General features: G+C 70.6%; 25 protein-coding genes and 1 tRNA gene. All 26 read left to right on the top strand.

Going from position 1 to position 24,764, the window contains the following annotated elements; genetic code table 11:
• Window position 1 precedes the first annotated feature (1 nt).
• Window positions 2-862 (top strand): dTDP-4-dehydrorhamnose reductase, encoded by an 861-nt coding sequence (gene rfbD / locus VE326_12340; GenBank protein HYJ33997.1) that lies wholly within the window; start codon window positions 2-4, stop codon window positions 860-862.
• On the top strand, window positions 859-1,548 hold the full coding sequence (locus tag VE326_12335; GenBank protein ID HYJ33996.1) for an SIS domain-containing protein: 690 nt from the start codon (window positions 859-861) through the stop codon (window positions 1,546-1,548). The genes rfbD and VE326_12335 overlap by 4 nt, the downstream gene beginning before the upstream one ends.
• 8 nt (window positions 1,549-1,556) lie before the next feature.
• Window positions 1,557-2,447 (top strand): decaprenyl-phosphate phosphoribosyltransferase, encoded by an 891-nt coding sequence (locus VE326_12330; GenBank protein ID HYJ33995.1) that lies wholly within the window; start codon window positions 1,557-1,559, stop codon window positions 2,445-2,447.
• Between the two features lies 1 nt (window position 2,448).
• The gene (gene ispE, locus VE326_12325; GenBank protein ID HYJ33994.1) at window positions 2,449-3,384 is read left to right on the top strand and encodes a 4-(cytidine 5'-diphospho)-2-C-methyl-D-erythritol kinase; all 936 of its coding nucleotides are present in this window, start codon (window positions 2,449-2,451) and stop codon (window positions 3,382-3,384) included.
• A gap of 105 nt (window positions 3,385-3,489) precedes the next feature.
• The gene (gene spoVG / locus VE326_12320; GenBank protein HYJ33993.1) at window positions 3,490-3,780 is read left to right on the top strand and encodes a septation regulator SpoVG; all 291 of its coding nucleotides are present in this window, start codon (window positions 3,490-3,492) and stop codon (window positions 3,778-3,780) included.
• Window positions 3,781-3,839: 59 nt separating this feature from the next.
• Window positions 3,840-3,914, top strand: a tRNA-Gln gene (locus VE326_12315).
• A 257-nt stretch (window positions 3,915-4,171) separates the two neighbouring features.
• Window positions 4,172-5,185 (top strand): ribose-phosphate pyrophosphokinase, encoded by a 1,014-nt coding sequence (locus VE326_12310; GenBank protein ID HYJ33992.1) that lies wholly within the window; start codon window positions 4,172-4,174, stop codon window positions 5,183-5,185.
• Between the two features lie 61 nt (window positions 5,186-5,246).
• Window positions 5,247-5,912, top strand: a complete 666-nt coding sequence (locus VE326_12305) for a 50S ribosomal protein L25 (GenBank protein HYJ33991.1) — start codon at window positions 5,247-5,249, stop codon at window positions 5,910-5,912.
• Between the two features lie 13 nt (window positions 5,913-5,925).
• Entirely contained in the window at window positions 5,926-6,510 is a 585-nt protein-coding gene (gene pth, locus VE326_12300; GenBank protein HYJ33990.1) for an aminoacyl-tRNA hydrolase, read from the top strand.
• 8 nt (window positions 6,511-6,518) lie between these two features.
• Window positions 6,519-6,902, top strand: a complete 384-nt coding sequence (gene rpsF / locus VE326_12295; GenBank protein ID HYJ33989.1) for a 30S ribosomal protein S6 — start codon at window positions 6,519-6,521, stop codon at window positions 6,900-6,902.
• A 56-nt stretch (window positions 6,903-6,958) separates the two neighbouring features.
• The gene (gene rpsR, locus VE326_12290; protein HYJ33988.1) at window positions 6,959-7,201 is read left to right on the top strand and encodes a 30S ribosomal protein S18; all 243 of its coding nucleotides are present in this window, start codon (window positions 6,959-6,961) and stop codon (window positions 7,199-7,201) included.
• Window positions 7,202-7,208: 7 nt separating this feature from the next.
• A complete protein-coding gene (locus tag VE326_12285; GenBank protein ID HYJ33987.1) occupies window positions 7,209-8,183 on the top strand; it encodes a DUF2232 domain-containing protein in 975 nt (324 codons plus the stop codon).
• Window positions 8,184-8,197: 14 nt separating this feature from the next.
• On the top strand, window positions 8,198-8,641 hold the full coding sequence (rplI, locus tag VE326_12280) for a 50S ribosomal protein L9 (protein ID HYJ33986.1): 444 nt from the start codon (window positions 8,198-8,200) through the stop codon (window positions 8,639-8,641).
• The gene (locus VE326_12275) at window positions 8,638-9,942 is read left to right on the top strand and encodes a peptidyl-prolyl cis-trans isomerase (protein HYJ33985.1); all 1,305 of its coding nucleotides are present in this window, start codon (window positions 8,638-8,640) and stop codon (window positions 9,940-9,942) included. The genes rplI and VE326_12275 overlap by 4 nt, the downstream gene beginning before the upstream one ends.
• Before the next feature lie 26 nt (window positions 9,943-9,968).
• Window positions 9,969-10,484 (top strand): bifunctional nuclease family protein, encoded by a 516-nt coding sequence (locus VE326_12270; protein ID HYJ33984.1) that lies wholly within the window; start codon window positions 9,969-9,971, stop codon window positions 10,482-10,484.
• Window positions 10,485-10,509: 25 nt separating this feature from the next.
• Entirely contained in the window at window positions 10,510-11,031 is a 522-nt protein-coding gene (locus VE326_12265; GenBank protein ID HYJ33983.1) for a gamma carbonic anhydrase family protein, read from the top strand.
• Window positions 11,021-12,517 (top strand): ABC transporter substrate-binding protein, encoded by a 1,497-nt coding sequence (locus tag VE326_12260; GenBank protein ID HYJ33982.1) that lies wholly within the window; start codon window positions 11,021-11,023, stop codon window positions 12,515-12,517. The genes VE326_12265 and VE326_12260 overlap by 11 nt, the downstream gene beginning before the upstream one ends.
• A 116-nt stretch (window positions 12,518-12,633) precedes the next feature.
• Window positions 12,634-13,833 carry an ABC transporter substrate-binding protein gene (locus tag VE326_12255; GenBank protein ID HYJ33981.1) on the top strand — a complete coding sequence of 400 codons (1,200 nt, stop codon included), beginning with the start codon at window positions 12,634-12,636 and terminating at the stop codon, window positions 13,831-13,833.
• Between the two features lie 9 nt (window positions 13,834-13,842).
• Window positions 13,843-14,748, top strand: coding sequence for a branched-chain amino acid ABC transporter permease (locus VE326_12250; GenBank protein HYJ33980.1), 906 nt, complete (start codon window positions 13,843-13,845; stop codon window positions 14,746-14,748).
• Between the two features lies 1 nt (window position 14,749).
• Window positions 14,750-15,745 (top strand): branched-chain amino acid ABC transporter permease, encoded by a 996-nt coding sequence (locus VE326_12245; protein ID HYJ33979.1) that lies wholly within the window; start codon window positions 14,750-14,752, stop codon window positions 15,743-15,745.
• Window positions 15,745-16,566: an ABC transporter ATP-binding protein gene (locus tag VE326_12240; GenBank protein ID HYJ33978.1), complete on the top strand. Its 822-nt coding sequence runs from the start codon at window positions 15,745-15,747 to the stop codon at window positions 16,564-16,566. Before VE326_12245 ends, VE326_12240 begins: the two co-directional genes overlap by 1 nt.
• On the top strand, window positions 16,563-17,279 hold the full coding sequence (locus tag VE326_12235) for an ABC transporter ATP-binding protein (protein HYJ33977.1): 717 nt from the start codon (window positions 16,563-16,565) through the stop codon (window positions 17,277-17,279). Before VE326_12240 ends, VE326_12235 begins: the two co-directional genes overlap by 4 nt.
• Window positions 17,280-17,313: 34 nt before the next feature.
• Window positions 17,314-18,732, top strand: coding sequence for an L-seryl-tRNA(Sec) selenium transferase (selA, locus tag VE326_12230; GenBank protein HYJ33976.1), 1,419 nt, complete (start codon window positions 17,314-17,316; stop codon window positions 18,730-18,732).
• Window positions 18,733-20,430 (top strand): SPOR domain-containing protein, encoded by a 1,698-nt coding sequence (locus VE326_12225; protein ID HYJ33975.1) that lies wholly within the window; start codon window positions 18,733-18,735, stop codon window positions 20,428-20,430.
• Window positions 20,431-20,433: 3 nt separating this feature from the next.
• Complete coding sequence (gene smc / locus VE326_12220; GenBank protein HYJ33974.1) at window positions 20,434-24,309, top strand: chromosome segregation protein SMC; 3,876 nt, start codon at window positions 20,434-20,436, stop codon at window positions 24,307-24,309.
• Window positions 24,310-24,321: 12 nt separating this feature from the next.
• The coding region (locus tag VE326_12215) for a signal recognition particle receptor subunit alpha (protein ID HYJ33973.1) at window positions 24,322-24,764 on the top strand (443 nt) is incomplete at its 3' end.

Here is a 24,764-nt window from a genome sequence, read left to right as displayed (position 1 = left end):
CGTGCGGGTCCTGATCACCGGCGCGAACGGGATCCTGGGCCGCGCGCTTCGCGAGCGGCTGACCGGCGGCGACACCCTCTATCTCTGGGGCCGCGAGGAAGCCGACATCACCGACGAGGCGGCCACCCGCGCGGCCGCGCGCGGGCTGGACTTCGACACCGTGATTCACGCCGCCGCCTACACGAACGTGGACGGGGCCGAGAGCGATCCCGCCGCGGCGATGGCCGCCAACCGCGACGGAACGCGCCATGTGGCCGCGCTCGCGCGCGAGCGGGGTGCGGTGCTCGTCTACGTGAGCAGCGACTACGTCTTCGACGGCACGAAGGGATCTCCCTACGTCGAGGAGGATCCGCCCCATCCGCTCGGCATCTACGGCGCCTCGAAGCTCGCCGGCGAGGAGGCCGCGCTCGATTCGGGCGCGCCCTGCCTGGTGGTGCGCACGTCCTGGCTCTTCGGCCACGGCGGGAAGAACTTCGTCGACACGATCGCGGCCAAGGCCCTTCGCGGCGAGCCGCTCCAGGTCGTCAGCGACCAGCACGGCTCGCCCACGTATGCGCGCGACCTGGCCCACGGGATCGAGCTCCTGCTACGGCGCGGGGCCCTGGGCATCGTGCACGTGACGAACGCGGGGGAGACGACCTGGCACGGCCTTGCGGTCGAGATCGCCCGCACGCTCGGCGCACCGGTGCCGGTCGCTCCGGTCTCCACCGCCCAGGTCGCCCGTAAGGCACCCCGCCCCGCCTACTCGGTGCTCTCCGGCGCGCGCTATCGCGCGCTGGCCGGCACGCCGCTTCCCCCCTGGGAGGACGCGGTGCACCGGCACCTGGCGGAGCGGCCGTCGCGCCAGGGGGAGGCGGCGTGAAGCGCGCGAGCGGCCCCCGCGCCGGCGCGGCCGTCCGGGCCCGCGCCCGCGCGAAACGCGCGCCGCAGGGGGACCGCGTCCGGGAGATCTTCCGCGAGACGCTCGAGCTGACCGCGGCCGTCTACGCTCGGGAGCGGGAGACCATCGAGCGGATCGCGGCGCTGATCGCCGACGCCGCGCTCTCGGGCCGCACGGTGTTCTGGGCCGGCAACGGCGGCAGCGCCGCCGAGGCGCAGCACCTCGCGACCGAGTTCGTCGTGCGCTTCGTGAAGAACCGGCGCGCGCTCCCGTCGCTTGCGCTCCACGCGGACACGTCGGTGCTGACGGCCGCGGCCAACGATTTCGGGTTCGACAGGATCTTCGCCCGGCAGCTCGAGGCGCTGGGGCGCCGCGGCGACGTCCTCGTGGCGCTCACGACCAGCGGGCGCTCAGCCAACGTGATCGCGGCCGTGGAGGAGGCCCGCCGCCGGGGGATGCGCGTGATCGGGCTCACCGGGCAGAAGGGGGCGTCCTTCGCGCGTCGCTGCGACCTGGCGCTCGTGGTGCCGAGCGGCGACACGGCGCGGGTGCAGGAGATCCACATGCTCGTGGGCCATGTCTGCTGCGATCTCGCCGAGGCGCGCGTGCTCGCCGAGGATCGCCGCGGGCCGGGCCGGAGCCGGCAGGGGAAGCGCGCCCGGCGATGATGCGCGACATGATCCGCTCGATGCGGATCTACCAGTGGACCAAGAACCTCGTCCTCTTCGCGGGGCCGGTCTTCACGCTGAAGATCCTGGACCCGGCCTTCGCCCTCCCCTCGCTGCTCGGCTTCCTCGCCTTCTCCCTCGCGACCTCCGGCGTCTACGTCCTGAACGACGTGCTGGACGTGGAGCGCGACCGGCTCCATCCGACGAAGCGGTCGCGGCCGATCGCCTCGGGGCGGCTTCCGATCGGCGCGGCGTGGGTCCTGGCGGCGATCCTGCTCGCGGCGGGGCTGGGCGGCTCGTTCCTGCTCGGCCCGCGGTTCGGGATGAGCGCGGCGGCGTACGTCGCGCTCACGGTCACCTACTCGCTCGCGCTGAAGAACGTGGTGCTGCTGGACGTGGTGGCGATCGCGGTCGGCTTCGTGGTGCGCGCCGCGGCCGGCGTGGAGCTCCTGCGCGACCGGCTGGGCTCGGCCGAGGCGGTGGAGCTCTCGCCGTGGCTTCTGGTCTGCGCCTTCTTCCTCGCGCTCTTCCTCGCGATCGGAAAGAGGCGCCACGAGCTGGGCGTTCTCGAGGGGGAAGCGTCGCGGCACCGCGCCGCCCTCGGCCGCTACACCGTGCGCCTCCTCGACCAGCTGGTGGCCGTGGTCACGAGCGCGACGGTGCTCGCCTACTCGGTGTACACGATCGCGCCCGAGACGGTGGCCAAGTTCCACGGCCGCCCGCTCTTCCTCACCATCCCCTTCGTGCTCTACGGGATCTTCCGCTACCTCTACCTCATGTATGCCGAGGAGAAGGGAGGGAACCCCTCGGAGCACCTGCTCACCGATCGCGCGACGCTCGTGAACGTGCTCCTCTGGTGCCTGGTGGTGCTCCTGATTCTCGCCTGGCCGGCGGCCTGACGTGTCCGCTCCCGCCCGTCGCGCCGAGTCGCGAAGCGCCGCGCCGGCCGTCGAACGGCTTCGCGTGCGATGCCCCGCGAAGATCAACCTGGGGCTCTGGATCCTCGGCCGGCGCGCCGACGGCTACCACGAGGTGGACACCTTCCTCCAGGCGATCTCGCTCGAGGACCAGATCCTCATCGAGCGCGGCCCCGCGGGACTTTCGCTGGAGACCGCCGGGCTGCCCATCCGCGGTCCCGGTCCCAACCTGATCGAGCGCGCGTGGGCGCTGCTGGGGGAGACCGGCGCGCTGCCCGCGGGGGCCGGCGTGCGCGCGCGTCTCGTGAAGCGCATTCCGCCGGGCTCCGGGCTCGGCGGGGGGAGCAGCGACGCGGCCGGATTCCTTGCGGGCGTCGACCGGCTTCTCGCGCTGAACCTCGGTCCCGAGGCCCTGGCCGCGCTCGCCGGACGACTCGGGTCGGACGCCCCCTTCTTCCTGCGCGGCGGACTCGCGCGGGCCACCGGTCGCGGGGAGCGGGTGAGACATCTATGTCCCATCGCGCCGTTCTGGGTGGTGCTGGCGACTCCAGCTACCGCGATTTCAACGACTTGGGCCTACGGGCAGATCAAAAATCGGTTGACACCAAATGGGGAGGGGGCTAGAGTCCTCGCGTCGGCGATCACACGGCGGGATCTTCATGGGGTGGCGAACGCAATGTCGAACGCGTTCGAGGGCGTGATCCTGCCACATCTCCCCGGTATCGCCGAATTGAAGCGCGCACTCGTCTCCTCAGGGGCGATCGGCGCGCTCCTATCCGGCAGTGGCTCGACGGTTTTCGGCGTGTCCCAATCGCTATCCGAGGCGCAGGCGGTTCTGAATGCGGTCGGCAACCGCGGCGCCGAATTGCGTATCGCTCGGAGCATCGAACATGGCGCCGTGGTTTCCCGAGCTGGCTGACCGCACCGTCCGCGTTGGGGGCGCAGGGTGTATCACCGGGACCGGGGGGGATGGTCCCAGGGCCTTCGAAGGATCGAGGTCCCGAACTCGAGGTGGGTGAGACGGATGGGTCTCGAGATCACAGAAGTACGGATCGCACTCAGGGACGATGACAAGCTGAAGGCTTTCGCGAGCATGACGTTCAACGACGCCTTCGTGATCCGGGGTCTCAAGATCATCGAGGGCACGAACGGGATGTTCGTCGCCATGCCGAGCCGCAAGAAGCCCGACGGAACGTTCCAGGACATCGCGCACCCGATCAACAACGAGTCGCGCGAGAAGATCGAAGCCCGCATCCTCGACGAGTACGAGAAGGAGCGGGCGAAGCAGTTGATCGAAAGCTCGCAAGCCAGCTGACATAGGGCAGGCGAGCGGCGGGCGCCGGCAGTACCGGTCGCCGGCGGCCCTGCGGCGGATGGGGCGTCGGCAAGTGGTAAGCCAGGAGACTTTGGATCTCCCATTCGGAGGTTCGAATCCTCCCGCCCCAACCACCGTTTTCGTATACTCGAAGTCGGAACACTCGAAGTCGCACATTGGCAGGCAGTAGGGGCGGAGCGAAGCGGCTCCGCCGCGCAGACCCAAGGTTCGCTTTTGACCTCGGTCACAGGGCCCCGGGGGCCCGCAGTCCGGCCCTCCGGTCCATCGAGCGCCGCGCGGCGTCTCGGGCCCGATTGACGATGGCGTCAATCGGGCTTTGGGTCTTTTTCATGTTCGATCGTTTCGTTGCGGTCCGGAGGAGGGGAGTCCGATGACGGTCAAGCTGGCCACCGATCGCCGCGCCGTGCCCATGTCGAAGCCGCTCTCCGAGACGCACGACGCGCGCCACGTGGAGCGGGGACTCCGTCTCTTCTCGGGGAACGCCAACCGTCCCCTCGCCGAAGCGATCTGCGCGCATCTCGGGATCGACCTCGGCGACGCGACGGTGGAGCAGTTCGCCGACGGGGAGACGCTGGTCAAGATCAACGAGAACATTCGCGGGTCGGACATCTTCGTGTTCCAGCCGACGTTTCCGCCCGCGTCCAATCTCATGGAGCTGCTGATCATGGTGGACGCGGTGCGGCGCGCGTCGGCGCGGCGCGTCACCGCGGTGATTCCCTACTACGGGTTTCAGCGGCAGGACCGGAAGGACCAGCCGCGGGTCCCGATCACCGCGAAGCTGGTCGCGAATCTCATCACGACGGCGGGGGCCGACCGCGTGATGACGATGGATCTGCACTCGGCCCAGATCCAGGGGTTCTTCGACATCCCGTTCGATCACCTCTACGCCGCGCCGGTCCTGGTCGACTACTTCCTTCGCCGGCAGATCCCGAACGTCGTCGTCGTGGCGCCGGACATCGGGAGCGTCAAGATGGCTCGGGCCTACGCCAAGCGCCTCTCGGCCAGCCTGGCGATCGTGGACAAGCGCCGGCCCCGCCCGGACGCGGTGGAGATGATGAACGTGATCGGCGAGGTGGACGGGAAGAACGTCGTGATCTTCGACGACATCGTGAGCACCGGCTCCACCCTGGTCGAGGCGGCGAAGGCGCTCAAGGACGCGGGCGCCCGGGACATCTATGCGGCGGCGACGCACGGCGTGCTGTGCGGCGGGGCCGCGGATCTGATCGCGCACTCCTCCGTGAAGGAGCTCGTCGTCACGGACAGCATCCCGCACGCCTTGGGCTCGCTTCCCAAGGAGATCCGGGTGCTCTCGGTCGCGCCCCTTCTGGCGGAGGCGATCCGCCGCATCCACGACGAGGAGTCGCTGAGCTCGCTGTTCATCTGACGCTGTTCGGAAACCGGCGCGCCCCCGGGGCGCGTGAACGAATCACCCAGGAGCATCGATCATGGCCATCACCAGTTTGAACGGCGAGCAGCGGACCGTCGTCGGCAAGGGCTTCGCGAAGAAGCTCCGCGCCGCCGGACGCATTCCCGCCGTCTATTACGGGCGCGGCGAGACGCCGATCTCCCTCATCGTGAACGCGAAGGAGGTCGACACGCTCCTGCAGGGAGCTTCGGGCGCCAACGTCATCGTGGACCTCATGGTCTCGGGGGCCGCGACGGCCGACCGGAAAGCGCTGATCCGGGAGATCCAGCGCGATCCGGTGCAGGGGAACATCCTGCACCTCGACCTGCAGCACATCTCGCTCACCGAGCGGATCACCGTCGAGGTCCCGATCGAGCTCGTCGGACTGCCGACCGGCGTGAAGGACGGCGGCGGCATCCTGGAGCACCTCCTGCGCGAGGTGGAGATCGAGTGCCTTCCGACCGACATCCCCACCCACCTCGAGGTCGACGTGTCGGCCCTGAACATCGGCGACACGCTGCACGTCAGCGACATCAAGGCGGAGCGGGTCGTGATCGTCACCGAGGCCGACCGCGGCATCGCGACGGTCGTCCCGCCGACGGTGCTCGAGGAGGCGAAGCCGGCCGAGGAAGCGCCGACGGAGCCGGAGCTCGTGGCCTCGAAGAAGGAAGGCGAAGAGGCGGCGGAAGGGGGCAAGGAAGGTTAACGAGGCGCACGCGATCAAGGTCGTCCTGGGATTGGGAAACCCCGGGCCGGAATACGCGGCGACGCGCCACAACGCCGGCTGGATGGCGGTGGACGCGCTGGCGAAGCGGCTGGGGCGCTTCCAGGGATGGACGAAGGGCGCGGGGATGTCCCGCGGCGAGGGGAGAGCCGGGCGCCACACGGTGCTTCTCGCCAGGCCCGAGCGCTACATGAACCGGAGCGGCGACGCGTTCCGGACCCTTCTGGCGGAGGGGTGGGCGGCGTCGGAGATCCTGGTGGCGTGCGACGAGGTGTACCTGCCGCTGGGGTCGCTTCGGATCCGCTCCCGGGGGGGGACGGCGGGGCACCAGGGGCTGGAATCGATCGCGCTTTCGGCCGGGACGGACGCTTTTCCCAGGCTGCGCATCGGCGTCGGGCCCGCCCCCACGTCGGATCGGCTCAAGGAATTCGTCCTGGAGCCGTTCTTAGAGGAAGAAGAGGCCTTGCTGCCGCGCGTGATCGAGGCGGCGGCCTCGGCCGCGTTCGACGCGGCCGCGGAAGGACTCACGCAGGCCATGAACCGGTGGAACCGGTTCGTGCTCGATCCGGTTGAGCCATGAGGGAACCCATGAAACTGTACGAAACGACGATCATCTTCGATCCGGGCCTGGAAGAGGCGCGGATCAACGAGGAATTGGACCGCGTGACGGGCCCGATCGCGCAGGCGGGGGGCGAAGTCGTCGAGGTCCAACGGTGGGGCAAGAAGAAGCTCGCCTACAACATCAAGAAGCGGCGGGACGGCACGTATATCCACGTAAAGCACAAGAGCCCGGCGACCCTGATCGCGGAGATGGACCGGAGATTCCGCCTGAACGAGAGCGTGCTCCGGCATCTGACGGTGCTCGCCCCCAAGGACTCGCCCCGTCCGGCCGAAGAGGCCAAGACGGAGGGCGCGCCCCGGGCCGAAGGCGCTCCGGCGCCGGCCGAGCCCGCGCCCACGGCAGCGGAATAATGCGGGACGTCCGCCCCAGGGCGGCGTCTCGAAGGCACCCCTAGAGGAGGAGACCTATGGCTCGCGATGGCGAATCGCGGTCGTATCGACGCAAGTTCTGCAAGCTCTGTTTCGACAAGGTGGACCGGATCGACTACAAGGACGACCGGCGTCTGTCGCGATTCATCACCGATCGCGGCAAGATCGTCCCCCGGCGGATTTCCGGCACCTGCGCCCGGCACCAGTCCCAGATCACCGAGGCGGTGAAGCGGGCGCGTATCCTGGCTCTTCTGCCGTTCACCAGTGACCAATATCGCTGATTCGAAGGTGAGGGAGGCGGCCTCCCCCGCGGAGTGGATCCGCGTGGCGGGGGTGCTGCTCTTCGGGGCCGGCATCGTCATGGTCGCGAACACGGATATTCCCGTGCCGCTGCCGTGGGCGTACGGCCTGCTTCCGTTCGCGCTCTTCTGGCTGGCGCGGCACGTGGGGCTCCTGGTCGGAGCGCTCGCGGCGACCGCGACGCTGGGCGCGGTGTACGCGGCGGGGGTCACCGAGCCCTCGCGCCTCGTGTTCGTCGCGGTGCTGAGCACGTCCGGCCTGCTCCTGAGCGCCTCGGCGCGGCGGGGCGACCGCGCGTCCACGGCGATGACGCTGGCCGCGGCCCCGATCCTGGCGGTCGTGGTCGGCTACCTGCTCCTCGGCGGCATGGACGAGCTCTCGCGCACGTTCGCGGCGCGGCTCGCCGAGGTGCGCCGCCTGGAATCGGACCTCCGCTTCTCGGAGACGCTCGGCGTCTCCCGCGCGGAGTTCGAGATCGCGCTCGGGCAGATGGAGCGCATCTACTCGTTCCTTCTCCCCTCGCTCTTCGCGCTCAAGTGGATCAGCGTGCTGTCGGTGAATGTCTGGCTCGCGAGCGTTCTCTTCCGCGAGCGCGGTCTCCCCGCGTTCCGCGATTTCTCCACGTGGCGGGTGCATCCGGCCGCGGCCTGGGCGTTCGCCGTGGCGCTGGCGCTGGTCGTGACGCGCCTTCCCTGGGCCACGGTGGCCGGCGCCAATCTCGCCTTTCCGCTCCTGCTCGCCTACACGGTGCAGGGGATCGCGGTCGCGCGCTTCACCGCGATCGCGTTCGAGATGAACGCCCTCGTGCAGGGCGCGATCCTCGTCCTCGTGGCGTTCATGCCGATTCTGTTCCTCGCGTTTCTCGCGATCGGGTTCCTGGATTCCTGGTACGACTTTCGGCGCCGGCTGGTGCCCGGGCCCGGCGGTTCCGTCGGGCGGCGGGCCGACAAGTCCGACGATTAGGAGGGTTTCGTTCGATGGAAGTGATTCTGCTGGAGGAGATGGAAGGTCTCGGCAAGCGCGGCGCCACCGTGCGCGTGGCGGACGGCTATGCGCGCAACTACCTGCTTCCGCGCAAGAAGGCGATCGCGGCGGTGGGAAATTCGCAGGCGGTGTTCCGCGACCGCGAGCGGGCCCGGGTGGCCCTGGAGCAGAAGCAGCGCCAGTCCGCGCACGAGCTACGGGACCGGATGATGCAGGCGTCGCTCCAGTTCAGCGTCCAGGTGGGCGAAGAGGACCAGCTGTACGGCTCGGTCACCGCGGCGGAGATCCACGAGGCGCTGGCGGCCCAGGGGTTCCCCGTGGAGCGCAAGGCGGTCCGCCTCGAAGAGCCGATCAAGGCGCTCGGCGTGTTCGAAGTCCCGGTGCATCTCTTCCAGGACGTCGAAGCCCCGGTGAAGGTGTGGGTGGTCCGGAAGTGAGCCGCGATCCGCTTCGGCTCCCGGTGCTCCTCGCCCCGCGCGCGCTCGCGCTCGCGGCACTCGTCGCCGCGCTGGCCGCGGCGGGCTGCGGCGGTGGTTCCAAGGCCCGTCCCGCCGCGGGCGGATCGGGCGCGACGTCGACGCGCGTCTGGACGCCCGGAAAAGCGGACACGCTCGGCCCGGTCGTGGCGATCGTGGGCACCCGGCGGATCCGCGCCCACGACGTCGACTCGCTGATCGCGACGGCGCCCCCCAACGTGCAGGGCCAGCTCCGGGATCCGCAGGGGTACAAGACCCTGGTGGACCGGATGGTCACCGAGGAGGCGCTCTATCAGGCGGCGCGCCGGTCGGGGATCCAGAAGGATCCCGCCTACCGGGCGGCCGTCGCCAAGGCCGCGCGCGAGACGCTGATGCGGCAGTACTACCAGGCGCGGATGGCGAACTTCCCGCCCCCCACCGACGCCCAGATCCAGGCGTACTACGACGAGCATTCCTCCGAGTTCGCGATTCCGGCGCGCGCGCGCGTGCGGCACATCCAGGTCGAGACCAAGGCCAAGGCCGAGGCACTCCGGAAGCGGCTCGCCGCGGGTGCCCTCTGGGACGCGCTGGCGCGGGCGAACTCCACCGACAAGGCCACCTCGGACCACGGCGGCGTCGTCGGCTACGTCACCCCGGGCTCCGAATTCGTGCCGGGGATCGGCAAGTCCCCGGAGATCGTCAAGGAAGCCTTCGCGATGAAGGAGGGGGAGACCAGCCCGCCCTTGAAGAGCGAGAAAGGGTGGCACCTGATCCGCGTGGACAACGTGGAGCCGGCGCGAACGCAGCCGCTCGCGGAGGTGCGCCAGGGCATCCTCGGCCATCTCTCGACGCAGGCCCAGGAGACGCTCTCGCAGACCTTCCTCGATTCGCTCAAGAGCGCCTCGGGCGTGGTCGTCTTCGAGGATTCGGTCCGGGTCGCGTCGACGCCGGCGCGCACGCCCCAGGACTTCTTCAAGGATGCGCAGGCCGCGGGCAGCCCGCAGCAGCGCATCCAGCTCTACCGCGATCTGGTGACGCGCTACCCCGATGACCCGGTGTCCGTGCAAGCGGCGTTCATGATAGGCTTCACCTATGCGGAGGATCTCGGTCAGTACGACGAGGCCAGAGCGGAGTTCCGCAAGTTCCTCGACAAGTATCCGCGCCACGAGCTCGCGAATTCGGCGAAGTGGATGCTGGAGAACATGGACAAGCCCGCCCCCGAGCTCGACGACGCGCCCGAGGGAGCGGACAGCACGGGAGCGCCTCCGGATACCGCACGGTAGGCCCTCCGCCGGGAGCGCGGCCCGCCATGAGCATGATTCCGGTACGCGTCGGTGGCCTCGCCATCGACGAGCGAACGAAGAACCCAGTCGTGCTGCTGCAGGAGATCGAAGGGAATCGCGTCCTGCCCATCTGGATCGGCCCGATGGAGGCCAGCGCGATCCACAGCGAGCTGATGGGCAAGAAATACCAGCGGCCGCTGACCCACGATCTCCTCGTCACGATCATCGAGAGCCTGAGAGGGAAGATCTCGCGCGTCGTGATCACCGATCTCAAGGACTCCACCTTCTTCGCCAGCATCTACCTCGACGCCGGATCGGGCGCGGTCGCCATCGACGCCCGTCCCAGCGACTCGATCGCGATCGCCCTCCGCTCCCACGCGCCCATCTTCATCATCGACAAGCTGTTCGAAAAGTCGATGGAGCCGCAGGCGGGAGGCGCGCCGTCCGAGAAGTCGCCCGAGGAGAAGGCGGAGGACCTCCGCCACTTCCTCGAGGAGCTTCGTCCCGAAGACTTCGGCAAGTGGAATCCCGAAGACCTGTAACCCTCCCCCGGCGCCCGCGCCCCGCGTGATCGGCCCCCTGCTGGGGTCCTCGCCGCGGGTGCCGGCCTCCGCCTTCGTCGCCGCCAACGCTGTCGTCCTCGGCGACGTGCTCTTGGGCGAGGAATCGAGCGTCTGGTACGGCACCGTCGTTCGCGGCGACGCCGGACCGATCCGCGTCGGGGCCCGAACGAACATCCAGGACCTCTGCATGCTGCACGCCACGACCGGGCGGTCGGGACTCACCATCGGCGACGAGGTGACGGTGGGCCACCGCGTGATTCTTCACGGCGCGGTCGTGCGGGACCGCTGCCTGATCGGCATGGGCTCGGTCCTCCTCGACGACTGCGAGATCGGCGAAGAGTCGCTGGTGGCCGCCGGCGCGGTCGTGCTCGAGGGGATGCGCGTTCCCCCGCGATCGTTCGTCGCCGGCATGCCCGCGCGCGTGCGCGGGGCCATTCCGCCGGAGATCCTCGCCCGGCTGCGCGAATCGGCGGACGTCTACGTCGAGCTGGCGCGCGAGCACGCGAAAGCGGCGCGTGAGCGCTAGAGACCGCGCCAGGGCGGTCCTGGCTCCGGGGGCGGTGGCGCTGGTGGTCGCGCTCCTCGCCGTGGCGCCCTGCGGCGGCACGGCGGCGGCCGCCGACCCCGTCGCGCCGCCTCCGGCCTCGATGGCCCCGCCTCCGCCCGCCGCGGCACCGCCCGCCACCACGACGCCGGCGGCCTCCACGCGGCACTATCCGCCGCGCCGCGCCGCGGAGCTCAAGGCGCGCCTTCTCGAAGCCCCCGACCCCGAGTCCTCGCCGGGCTGGGCGCTCGAGTTCGCGGCCTCGGGGGACGTGCAGCGCCTCGATCCGATGACCCGGGCCGCCGAGCAGCTCTGGGCCGCGCGGATCGGGCTCGCGGGAAAGGCGACCGGCAGCCAGCGTAAGGATCTCCGCTCGATCGTGGACCGGCTGGAGAGCTGCCCCCTCGATTCGGTCGCCCTCAAGCGCGCCGCGCAGGGGATCGCGCGCGTGGGCGTCATCGTGCCGCTCTCGGGACGCTATGAGCGCTACGGCAAGACGTTCGTGAACGGCCTCCGGATCGCCGTCGAAGAGCACAACCGGGAGTTCGCGCCGTCGATCTCCCTCGTGCTCTACGACTCGGAGGGGGATCCGCTCGTCGGAGCGCGCAAGGCGCGCTGGCTCCTCAAGGACCACGGGGTCTCGCTCCTGATCGGCGAGCTCTTCACGGCCAACACCGCGCCGCTGGCCGCGGCGACGCAGGTCGTGGGCGCGGTGCTCCTCTCTCCCTCGGCCACGAACGAGCGGCTGGCCACCCTGGGGGACGCGGTGTTCCAGCTCCACGTGCCTCCCGCCACGCTCGCGAGCGCGCTCGCCCGATACGTGAAGTCGGCGGCGCCGCGGAACACGACCGCGCTCCTCGTGGCGCAGACGCCGGACGACTCGATCTCCGGCGCGCAGGTGGCGGCCGCCTGCAAGGAGCAGGGGGTCCCGGTCGTCGCCGTGGAGCGGGTTCCGGACGGGACGGTGGACCTGACGCGCTCCCTCGCCGCGCTCAAGGCGAAGCGGGCGAAGACCCTCGTGATCCTCGGAAGCCCGCGGCTCGTGGGCGTGGCCGCGCCGCAGATCGCCTCGGCGTGGCCCGACGTGAAGGTCGCCGGCTTCGAGTCGCTCGATCCCGAGGGGCTCCTGCGCGAGGCCCGGGACGCGCTGGACGGAGCCTCCTTCTTCGCCTCGGACTACGCGCTCCTCGGCGCGCCGGCCGACTCCTTCGCCGCGCGCTATCAGCGCGTGAACCAGGAGGCGCCGACGCGGATGTCGACCCGGGGTTACCTGGTGGGGATGGCGGTGGCGCGCGCCATCGAATCGGGATGCGTGAACGCCGCGGGGCTCCGCGAGACCCTGCGCGGGCAGCTCTACGACGGCGAGGACGGCCGGGTGCTCCACGCGCTCCGTCCGGTGATCCCGGCCGAGCCGGAGCGGCTGGTGGTGCGCGGCGGCAAGGCGATCGCCGCCGAGATCGCGCCGTAACGCCGGAGGCGGGCGCGGGAGGGCAGCCCCTTGCAGTGCGGCCCACGTTCCGATAGGGTGGCGCCGTGTCTTGAAACATTGCGGTTCCATGCACTTACGCCATGGAGGGTCGCTTGATGCTCCGGATGCGGACGCTGAGTCGCGCCGTCGTCGCCACGCTGTTCGCGGCGGCGGTGGTGCTGCCGCTGGGCTGCGCGAAACGCTCGAACGAGATCCCGGTGGGCGTCTACGGTTCGCTCACGGGCACCACGGCCACGTTCGGCGTCTCGACCAAGAACGGCTCCGAGATGTTCATCGACAACCTGAACGCCGCGGGCGGGATCAGCGGCACGAAGATCCACGCTTACGTCGAGGACGACCGGTCGCTCCCCGAGGAGGCGGCCACGGCCGTCACCAAGCTGATCGACCAGAACGGCGTGGTCGCGGTGCTCGGCGAGGTGGCCTCCAGCCGCAGCATGGCCGCGGCCCCGAACTGCCAGCAGGCCGGCGTCCCGATGATCTCCCCCTCCTCGACCAATCCCAAGGTCACCGAGCTGGGGGACTACATCTTCCGCGTCTGCTTCATCGACCCCTTCCAGGGCCAGATGATCGCGAAGTTCGCGAAGAACACGCTGAACATGAACCGGGCGGCGGTGCTGCGGGACTTGAAGAACGACTACAGCGTGGGCCTCGCGAACTACTTCACGGAGGCGTACCAGGCGCTGGGCGGCACGGTCGTCATCGACCAGTCCTATTCCGAAGGGGATCAGGACTTCAAGGCGCAGCTCACCAAGATCAAGGCGAAGAACCCCCAGTTCATCATGGTCCCCGGCTACTACACCGAGGTGGGGCTGATCGCGCGGCAGGCGCGCGAGCTGGGGATCACCGCGCCGCTCCTGGGCGGCGACGGCTGGGTCTCGGAGAAGCTGCTCGAGATCGCCGAGGATGCGCTGAACGGATCCTACTTCGTGAACCACTTCTATGAGGGGGATCCCAACCCGATGGTCCAGAAGTTCGTGGCCGACTACCAGCAGCGCTACGGCGCCAAGCCCGACGGCCTCGCGGCGCTGGCCTATGACGCCGCGGGCGTGCTGAGCGTCGCCCTCCAGAAGCTGCACGACGAGGATCCCAAGTCGTTCCAGGCGCTGATGGGGCCGCGCAACGACGCGCAGAAGGCGGCGCGCGCCAAGCTCCGCGACCTGATCGCCGCGACGAAGGACTATCCCGGCGTGACGGGGCGGATCACCCTGGACGCGAAGCGGAACGCGGTGAAGCCGGCCGTCTTCATCGGGATCGAGAAGCGCGCCTACAAGTACGTCGCCACCGTCGAGCCGTAGGCGGGGGGCGTGCAGGAGCTCTTCCAGCAGCTCGCGAACGGAATCGCGTGGGGAAGCATCTACGCCCTCATCGCGCTCGGCTACACCATGGTGTACGGCATCCTCCGCCTCATCAACTTCGCGCACGGCGACATCTACATGGTGGGGGCGTTCACCGCCTACTTCGCCGCGCGCGCCCTGGCCGCCGGCGGCGCCTCGCCGTCGCCGGTCTACGCGGTCGTGGTCCTCCTCGCCGCGATGGCCGCCTGCGCCGTGCTCGGCATCCTGATCGAGTTCTTCGCCTACCGGCCGGTGCGCCGCTCGTCGCGGCTCACGGCCTTGATCACGGCGATCGGCGTCTCGCTGCTCCTGGAAAATCTCGGCATCCGCATCTTCGGAGCCGATCCCAAGTTCTTCCCGCAGCTCATCGCGCCGAAGAACATCGATCTCGGCGGCGGCGTCATGGTGACGAACCACCAGATCACGGTGGTGGTGGTCTCGCTGGTGCTGATGGTGGGACTCACCCTCTTCATCGCCCGCACCAAGACCGGGAAAGCGATGCGCGCGGTGGCCTTCCATCGCGACGCGGCGTCCCTCATGGGCATTCCCGTGAACCGCATCATCACGATCACCTTCGCGATCGGGTCGGCGCTGGCGGCGGCCGCGGGCGTGCTGGTGGGCCTCACGAATCCCAAGATCGAGCCGCTCATGGGCATCATGCCCGGGGTGAAGGCGTTCGTGGCGGCGGTGCTGGGGGGGATCGGGAGCGTGCCGGGCGCGGTGATCGGCGGGGTCGTGATGGGGGTCTCGGAATACCTCGTGGTCGGCTACGTCTCCTCCACCTTCCGGGACGCGATCGCGTTCGTCATCCTGATCCTCGTCCTCCTGATCAAGCCGGCCGGGATCCTGGGGCGGAACGTCGCGGAGAAGGTCTAGCGTGCTCCGCCGCCTCCTGACCGGCGCGGCGGTCCTCGTGGTCGTCTGGCTCCTGGACCGGTTCCTCTCCGGCGTGATCAACCCCTACTTCTACCGCATCCTCGTCCTCTCCGGCCTGAACGTGATGCTGGCCCTGAGCCTGAACCTGATCAACGGCGTCACGGGGCAGTTCTCGATCGGCCACGCCGGGTTCATGGCCGTCGGCGCCTACACCTCCGCGGCCTTCACCGTCTACGCGGTGCCGCCGCTCCTGGGCGGCAGCGCGCCGCAGGGGATCGTGGCGGGACTCTTCTTCATCGTGGCGATCCTGATCGGCGGCGTGACCGCGGGGGCCGCGGGGTTCCTGGTGGGACTCCCCTCCATGCGGCTCCGGGGGGACTACCTCGCGATCGTCACGCTGGGCTTCGGCGAGATCATCCGGGTCGCGATCCTGAACATCGACGCCGTGGGCGGCGCGCGCGGCTTCGCGGGGATCCCGCAGATCACGACGCTGTCCTGGGTGCTGGGCGGGGCGATCCTCACCTTCGTCGTGATCCGGAACCTGCTCCGCTCCTATCACGGGCGCGCGCTCCTCGCCATCCGCGAGGACGAGATCGCCGCCGAGGCGCTCGGCGTGCCCACGACGCGCTACAAGGTGACCGCGTTCGTCATCTCGGCCTTCTTCGCCGGCGCCGCGGGCGCCCTCTTCTCCCACTACACCTACCTCCACACGAACTCGTTCACCTTCATGAAGTCGATCGAGGTGATCGTGATGGTCGTGCTGGGCGGGATGGGGAGCCTGACCGGCTCCATCCTCGGGGCGGTGCTCCTCACGGCGCTCCCCGAGGCGCTGCGCTTCGCCGCGGCCGACCGGCTCATCATCTACTCGGCGCTCCTCATCGTGCTCATGATCGCGAGGCCGCAGGGGATCCTGGGGCACCGCGAGTTCTCCCTGCCGCGGGTGTTCGGGCGGTTCAAGCCGCCGTCGCCCGAGCCGGGCGGGACGGGGGCGAAGTGATCGCGCCGCCCCGCCACGCGCTGCGGAAGGGGCGCGCCGGCGCGCCCGCGCCCGCGGGGCCCTTGCTTCGGCTGGACCGCGTGACCCGCGCGTTCGGCGGATTGAAGGCGGTGTCCGACCTGGACCTGGCGCTCGAGCCGGGGGTTCTCGCCGGCCTCATCGGACCGAACGGCGCGGGGAAGACCACCGTCTTCAACCTGATCACGGGCGTGTACGCCCCGACCTCGGGGAAGATCCTGTTCGAGGGCGCGCCGATCCAGGGACTCTCCACCTCGCGCGTGGCCGCGCGCGGCGTGTCGCGCACGTTCCAGAACCCGCGCCTCTTCGCGGAGCTGACCTGCTACGACAACGTGCGGATCGCCTGCCATCTCCACTGCGGCGCGACCGTGGCGGACAGCGTCTTCCGCTCCCCGCGCTCCGAACGGGAGGAGGCGGCGATCGCGGTGCGGACGAGAGAGCTCCTGGAATCGTTCGGGCTCTCCGGCTACGCCGAGGAGAAGGCCCGCAACCTGCCCTACGGCGACCAGCGGCGGCTGGAGATCGCGCGCGCGCTGGCCACCGAGCCCCGCCTCCTCCTCCTGGACGAGCCCGCCGCCGGCATGAATCCCCAGGAGAGCCTCCAGCTCATGAAGCTGATCCGCGAGATCCGCGAGAGCTACGGGCTCACGGTCCTCCTCATCGAGCACGACATGAGGGTCGTGATGGGGATCTGCGAGCGGATCACGGTGCTGGATCACGGGGTGAAGATCGCCGAGGGGCTCCCCGAGGCGATCCGGCGCGACCCCAAGGTGATCGAGGCCTACCTCGGAGAAGAGGCGTGAGCCTCCTCGCCCTCGAAGACCTGCACGTCCATTACGGCGGGATCCGCGCGCTCAAGGGGATCTCGATCCGGATCGAAGCGGGGCAGATCGTCACGCTGGTCGGCGCCAACGGCGCGGGCAAGAGCACGACCCTGCGCGCCATCTCGGGGCTGATCCGGCCGAGCCAGGGGAGCATCCTGCTCGACGGAAAGTCGATCGTGGGCGTTCCGGCGCACAAGATCGTCCGCCTGGGGATCTCCCACGTGCCCGAGGGGCGCATCGTGTTCGCCAACCTCTCGGTGGCCGACAATCTGGAGATGGGCGCCTACCTCCGCAAGGACCGGAAGGGGATCGAGGAGGACCGGCGGAAGGTCTTCGCGCTCTTCCCTCGGCTTCAAGAGCGGGCGCGCCAGTCCTCCGGAACGCTGAGCGGCGGCGAGCAGCAGATGCTCGCGATCGGCCGCGCCCTGATGGCCCGCCCGAAGATCCTCCTGATGGACGAGCCCAGCCTGGGGCTCGCCCCCCTCCTCGTGCGCGAGATCTTCGGCGTGATCCGGGAGATCCGCGAGCGCGGGACGACGATCGTCCTGGTCGAGCAGAACGCTCGCATGGCGCTGGCGGTGGCCGACGTGGGCTACGTGCTCGAGACGGGGGTGATCCGCCTCTCCGACAAGGCCGCGGCGCTGCTCGCCAATCCCTTCGTGCAGGAGGCGTATCTCGGGGGAGCGGCGTGATGATCCCGGAGCGCGCAGCGCGAGGCGAAACGCCGTGAAGCCCAAACGCGGGGCCACGAACGACGCGCTTCGCGCGCTGCCCTCGGTGGAATCGCTCCTGTCGGAGGCGCCGCTCGCCGCCTTGGCCGGCCGTGTCCCGCGAACGCTGCTCGTCGAACAGGTTCGGGCGGCGGTGTCCCGCGCGCGCGATCAGATCCGCCGTAGTACCGCCCCCGCGCCCCCCTCGGCGGGGGCCCTGGCCGCGGAAGCCGCCGCCGCCGCCGAGGCGAGCCTTCGCCCCAGCCTCCGATCGGTGCTGAACGCCACCGGCGTCATTCTCCACACCAACCTCGGGCGCGCGCCGCTCGCCGAAGAGGCCGCGCTCGCGGCCGCCGATGCGGCCCGCCGCTACTCGAACCTGGAGCTGGAGCTGGATTCCGGCTCGCGCGGCTCGCGCATGGCGCACCTGGAGCCGCTTCTCCGGGAGATCCTGGGCGCCCCGGCGGCGCTCGTCGTGAACAACAACGCGGCCGCGATGCTCCTGGCCCTGAACACGCTGGCGCGCGACCGCGAGGCCGTGGTCTCGCGCGGTCAGCTGGTCGAGATCGGGGGGTCCTTCCGGATTCCGGAGATCCTGGAGCGCGCCGGGGCGCGCCTCCGCGAGGTGGGCACGACGAACAAGACGAGGCTCGCCGACTACGACCGCGCGATCGGCAAGGCGACCGGCGCGATCCTCCGGGTTCACCCGAGCAACTTCGCCATCGTCGGCTTTTCCCAGGAGGTCTCCCGCGAGGACCTGGTCCGCCTGGCCCGCCGGAAGAAGGTCCCGCTGCTCGAGGACGTGGGGAGCGGCGCGCTCGTGGATTTCCGGCCGTACGGGCTCCCCGAGGAGCCGCGCCTCGCCGAGGCGATGGCGCAGGGCGTGCCGCTCGCGTGCGCGAGCGGCGACAAGCTGCTCGGCGGGCCCCAGGCGGGAATCCTCGCCGGGACCAAGAAGCTGATCGCGGCGTGCCGGGCCAATCCCATGACGCGCGCGCTGCGGGTGGACAAGATGACCCTCGCCGCGCTCGAGACCACGCTCCGGATCTACCGCGATCCCGAGCGCCGCGAGGCCGCGATTCCGGTGCTTCGCATGCTCGGCGAGCCCGCCGCCTCCGTACGCGCCCGCGCCCGGCGCGCGTGGCGCGCTTTGGGAGCGGAACGCGCTAGGCGGACCGGCGCGGAGGTGATACCTTGCAGCGGCGAAGTGGGGGGCGGCGCCATGCCGCTCGCGCGTGTGCCGTCCTTCGCGCTGGCGCTACGGGCGCCTCGCGGCCGCGCGGAAACCCTCGCTCGCGCGCTTCGGCTGGGGCCCGATCCGGTGCTGGCCCGTATCGAAGCGGGAAGGGTTCTGCTGGACATGCGTACGGTGCCGGGGCGCGATCTCCCCCGGTTGGTCGCTGCGGTGGCTCGGGTCCTCGACGAGGAAGGGTAGATGGCGGCGGTGGAGACCTATCCGGAGCGCTACGCGAACCCCACGGATTTCGCGCGCGAGGTGAATTTGCCCCTCCTGGGCTCGGCGCGCGTGCGTCCGGTGCCGGCGGGGGCGGGCCTGGCCCAGCTCCTCGACATCTCCTCCGGCGCCGAGGTGCTCGGCCCCGTCGTCGACAGCCTCAACGAGACCCGCCGATCGCTGACGCTCCGCTCCCTCCTGGTCGCCGGCTTCCCGCACGATCCCGAATGCTTCGCCACCGCGCTCTGTCTCGCGCGCGAGTGGAGTCGCCGCGGCCTCCGCGTCGCCGTGATCGACCTCGATTTCTGGAATCCGACCGTCTCCCGTCCGCCCAGCCATCCGAACGAGGGGCTGGTGGACGTCCTGGAATACGGCTGCTCGTTCGGGCGCGTCGCCTGGGAGATCGTGGCCGACAAGCTCTGGCTGATTGGTCCCGGGAGCCACCCGCCCGAAGAGTCGCGCATCGCCGAGCATCCCGACTGGGTGCGGGCGGGGCGCGTCTTCGCTTCCTGCGTGGACGTGGCGATCTACTCCGCGCCGCTCCTCGACCGCCGCGGCTTCACCGGCAAGCTCTCCAAGAAGATGGACGCCGTGATCCTGGCCGCCGCCACCGAGCGGATCGGACGCGCCGACCTGCGCGACGCCTTCCTCGAGCTGTGGGCCTCGGACGCGCCGATGATCGGCTGCGTCGGGATCGAGCCGGCCGACGCTCCCGCGGCGCGCCGGGTCGAGGCCGCATCGGCCCCGAGCGTCGGCGCGCCCGCCCTCGCTCCGGCCGCGGTCTCGCCCGCGCTCGCCCCCGCGGAGCCTCCCGCCTGGGAGCGGGAGGCCTCGGCCGCGCTCTACGCCGCGGAGGTGGCTCGCGCCGCGGCCCCCGCGCCCGCCGCCCCGGCCGCGCGGGCGACCCGCGTGGAAGACCGGGGCGCCGAGCGCGATCTGGAGGCGGCCCTCGAGCGCGACGTGCGCCGGGGGATCGTCGAGAAGAAGCCGACCGCCCGGCGCGGCAACCTCGGTATCCTCGTGGGGGCGGTGCTCGGGCTGGCGCTCGTGGCCGGAGGTCTTTCGGCGCTCCTCTCCAGGCGCCCCGCTCCGCCGCGGGGATCGGTGCAGGCGAACCAGCCCGCGGGCGAGGAGCCGGTGACGCCGGCGACCGATGAGGGGGGCAACCTCGACGATCCCTCGGCCATGGTCGGCGCTCCGGCGACGCCGGGCTCCGGCCAGATCGGGTCGGTCACCGCGATGGGCAAGGAGTTCCAGAGCGCGGAGACGCCCGGAACGGGGACGTCCGCGCCGCCCCAGGCGGCCGCGCCCGCGACGCCGCCCGCATCGTCGCCCCCGGTGGCAAGCCGCCCTCCCGCACGCGAGGCGCTTCGCGCGGGGCTCGGCGGCACCGGCGCGGGCTCGCTTCCCGGCCTCGGGTCCGGCGCGGCCGACGCGGCCAAGCCGTTCCGCGTCCACGTCGCCTCGTTCCGCACCGAGACCAAGGTGAAGGAGATCGTGGCGGCGCTCCGCGCGAAGAAGCTGGACGCCTGGTTCGATCCGCCCCCTCCCGGGGGCGCCTGGTATCGCGTGTTCGTGGGGCGGTTCGCGACCGAAGCCGAGGCGGCCACCTACGCCCAGTGGCTCCTCAAGACCGGCGCGGTCGACCGCGCGGAGAGCTACCCGCAAACGAAGAGGTAGGACGTGTTCCTCAAGCGACTCGACATCCAGGGCTTCAAATCCTTCCCGCAGCGCGTCCGCGTCGACTTCGGCCCCGGGATCACGGCGGTGGTCGGCCCCAACGGCAGCGGCAAGACGAACATCGTCGAGGCGATCCGCTGGGTGCTGGGCGAGCAGAACATGCGCCACCTGCGCGGGGACACGCTCGAGGACGTGATCTTCACCGGCTCGGCGCAGCGGAAGCCGCTCGGCATGGCCGAGGTCTCGCTCACCATGTTCAACAACCGCGGCGTGCTCCCCTCGGAGTACACCGAGCTCGCCATCGCGCGGCGCACCTTCCGGAACGCGCAGAGCGAGTACTTCATCAACAAGAGCCTCTGCCGCCTGCGCGACGTGCGCGATCTCTTCCTCGACACCGGCATGGGCTCCCACGCCTATTCGCTGATCGAGCGCGGCATGGTCGACAACGTCCTCTCCGACGAGAGCGGCCACCGGCGCTTCCTGTTCGAGGAAGCGGCCGGGATCATGCGCTACAAGACGCGGAAGAAAGAGGCGCTGCAGAAGCTGGACCTCACCCTGACCGACCTGACGCGCGTGAACGACGTCGTGGGCGAGATCGAGCGCGAGGTGCGCTCGCTCGCGCGCCAGGTGGGGAAAGCGCGGAAGTACGGCCGGCTGAAGGACGAGATCCGCTCCATCGATCTCGGTCTCGCCAAGGAGGAGCACGACCGGCTGACGTCGGGCTCGGGCGGGCTTCGGGCGGAGCGGCTGGCGCTGGACCAGCGCCGGGCGGAGCGCGCCGGACACCTCGCGCGCCACGAGGCCGAGCTGGAGGAGCTGAAGCTCGAGCTGTTGAAGCGCGAGGGTGAGGTGCGGCTCGCGCAGGAGGCGCTGAGCGAGCACGAGGCGCGGGGTGCGGCGCTCCTGAACGAGGTCGCCGTGCTTCGCGAGCGCCGGTCGAACCTGGTCGAGAAGCTGGAGCACGCGCGCTCGGAATCCAGCCGCCTGCGCGCCAGCGTCGAAGAGGTGCGCGCCGCCGCGGTGCGCCTGGCCGAGGAGCAGGTGCGTCTCGAGCAGGTGCAGGCCGAGAAGGGGGCCGAGGAAGAGGCGCTGGCGCTGCGGCTCGCGCAGCTCGGCCCGGTGCTCGAAGAGCGCCGCGCCGCGCTCGGGACTCGGAAGCAGCTCTCGCTCGATCTCTTCCAGGCCCGCGTGGAGCAGGAATCGAGCGCGCGCTCGCTCCGGACCAAGGAAGAGGACCTGAGCCGCCGGAAGGACGAGCTCGCGGCCCAGCTCTCGTCGATCGCGAACGAGGAGGAGACGCTCCGCGCCACGCTGGCCGACGTCGCCCGCTCGATCGAGGCGTCGGCGCTCGGCGTCGAGGAGGCCAAGCGCGGCGTCCAGCGGGCGGTCGAGGCGATCGCCGAGGTGGAGCGGCGGCTCTTCGCGCAGGACGAGACGGAGAAGCGCGCCCGCGAGGCGCACGCGGCGCTCGAGTCGCGGCACGCCACGCTGACCGAGCTGAAGAACAGCTACGAGGGCTACGACGCCTCGGTGCGGTGGCTGGTGGCGGGGAAGACCCGCCCCGACCGGATCCTCGGCACCGTGGGCGACGTGCTCCACGCCTCGGGTGAATGGCTGGTCGCCCTCGAAGCGGCGCTGGGCGAGGCGGTCCAGTTCATCGTGGCCGAGCGGACCGACGCCGCGCTCGCCGCCCTGACGGCCCTCGAAGAGAGCGGCGAGGGGCGCGCGACGTTCATCGCGCTCGACCGGATCTCCCGCGCGCGCGTCGCTGCCATTCCCGAAGAGGTGCTGAGCGCGCCCGGCGTCCGGGGACCCCTGATCGAGCACGTGCGCTTCGAGCCCGGCTACATCACGCTCGCGTCGTTCCTGCTCTCCGGGATCATCGTCGTCGACTCGGTGCGCACCGGCCTCGACCTGATCTTGAAACACCCCGAGCATCGGCTCCACTTCGTGACCGAGACCGGGGAGCGGATCGTCGCCCCGGGGATCATCCATGGCGGCAGCGGCGCGACGCGCGCCGGATCGGTGCTGCGGCGGGAGGACGAGCTGATCGAGCTGGCGGCGGCGATCGAGCGCTCCTCGGCCGCGCTCGCCGAGACGCTGGGCGCCTCGGAGAAGCTCCGCGCCGAGCGCGCCGAAGCGCAGGCGGCCCAGGAAGCCGCCGCCCGGTCGCTCGTGTCGGTCGAAGAGTCGCACCGCGCGCTGGAGGGCCGCCGCGCCGAGCAGACCATCCGGGGCGACGCCATGGCCAAGGCCTCCAAGTCGCTTGCCGACGCGCTTCGCTCGCTGGAGGATGAGGCGGCCCGCACGCGCGCCGAGGCGGAGGTGGCCGAGGAGAAGCTCCGGAGCGCCGAGGCCGAACGCGGCCGCGTGGACGACATCCTGGCGCGGGAGGAGGCGGAGTTCCGGGCCACCGAGCAGGAGCGGGACCGCCTGACCGCGCAGCATGCCGAGACGCGGATCGACGCCGCGCGCTCGCGCGCCGCGTTCGACCTGGCCAAGCGCGAGATCGAGCGGATGCGCCAGAGCGCCGACGAGGCGGAGCGCGACATCAAGAGCCGCGACGAGGAGGCGGCCGAGACGGAGCGACGGATCGAAGAGGCGACGACCCTGTGCGCGCGCCGGGAAGAAGAGCTGGCCGAAGAGATCCGGCTCAAGGCGGAGAAGGAGCTCGTGCTGCACGGCACGCGCGAGCGCTTCGGCGCGGTGAAGGGGAACGTCGACGACATCGAGACGCGCACGCGGGACTTCCGCCGCGAGCACCAGGAGTTGACCGAGCGGCTCCATCGGATCGAGCTGGAGCAGACCGAATCCGAAGGCGCCGCGCGCCGGCTGATCGAGCGGATCTGGAACGAGTACGAGCTGGACCTCGCCGCCTACGTGCCGGCGCTGCCCGCCGAGGGCGACGCAGGGGTCGAGATCGAGGAGATCGACGTCGCGGATGTCGAGGAGGGGGTCGTGCCGGACGAGGCGATCGTGGAAGCCCCGATCGAGATGTCCGCCGAGATGTCCGCCGAGATGTCCGCCGAGGCGGCGGAGCCGCCGACGGCGAATCTTTCAGGGACCACGGAACCCGCCTCCCCCGTGGCGCGCCGCGAACGTCTGCGCATGCTACAAGAAAAGCTCCGCGGACTCGGTCCCGTGAACCTCCTCGCCGTCCAGGACTACGAAGAGCGCCGGCAACGGCTCAACTTCCTCACGGGCCAGCGCAAGGATCTGGACGACGCGCGCCAGCAGCTCCTGGAGGCGATCGAGAAGATCAACCAGACCGCGTCGGAGCTCTTCCTCAAGACCTTCGAGGAAGTAAGCGGGCATTTCCGCACCGTCTTCACCACGCTGTTCGAAGGGGGCGAGGCCGCGCTGATGCTGACCGGCGACGACCCGCTCGAGGCCGAGATCGAGATCATGGCGCGCCCGCGCGGGAAGAAGCCGCAGTCGATCTCGCTGCTGTCGGGAGGCGAGAAGGCGCTCACCGCCATCGCGCTCCTGTTCGCCATCTACCTCGTGAAGCCGTCCCCCTTCTGCATCCTCGACGAAGTGGACGCGCCGCTCGACGACGCCAACGTGGACCGCTTCGTCCGCCTGCTTCGCGACTTCAGCCAGAAGACCCAGTTCATCGTCGTCACGCACAACAAGAAGACGATGGAGGTCGCGGACATCCTGTACGGCGTCACGATGCAGGAGCCGGGCGTGTCCAAGATCGTCTCCGTGCGGTGGAATCGCGAAGAGGGCGACATCGAAGAAGCCGCCGCGGCTTCGGAGAACGGCGACGCCGCGGCGGTCGGCGCCGACGGCGGCTCGAACGTCGGGGTCGATGCCGGCCCGGACGCGACCACCGCCGCATCTCCCGAAATGGAGCAGGTCGAGACCCAGGCGTAGTAGCATCACTCCGTGGGATTCCTCGACCGGTTCACCCAGGGCCTCAAGAAGACCCGCGAAGCCGTCATGGGACAGGCGGCCGCGGTCCTCCGTCCCGGCCACAAACTCACCGAAGAGGATTTCGAGAAGCTCGAGGAGGCGCTCCTGCGCGCCGACGTCGGGCCCGCCGCGACCGACCGCGTTCTCGAAGGAGTGCGCCGGCGGCTGGCCAAGCCGGGAGCGGAGAACGACCCGGCGGCCGCCGTACGGGAGGAGATCGAGGACCTCTTTGCGAGCGCGGTTACGGCCGGTGCTGCGGCCGGTGCCGCTAAAGGTGCCGCGGCCGGTGCAGGCACCCCGGCCGGCGCAGGGACCCCGGCCGGCGCAGGGACCCCGGCCGACGGATCCCCCGGAGAAAAATCAGCGCCCCGTCCCGATGCGGCGCCTGGAGCTGCCGAAGAGCCGAAGAAGCGCTC

This window comes from Candidatus Binatia bacterium (genome assembly GCA_035631035.1).
GTDB lineage: Bacteria > Eisenbacteria > RBG-16-71-46 > SZUA-252 > SZUA-252 > DASQJL01.
The sequence above is the reverse complement of the archived record's forward strand: the minus strand, read 5'-3'. Positions and strand labels throughout refer to the sequence as shown.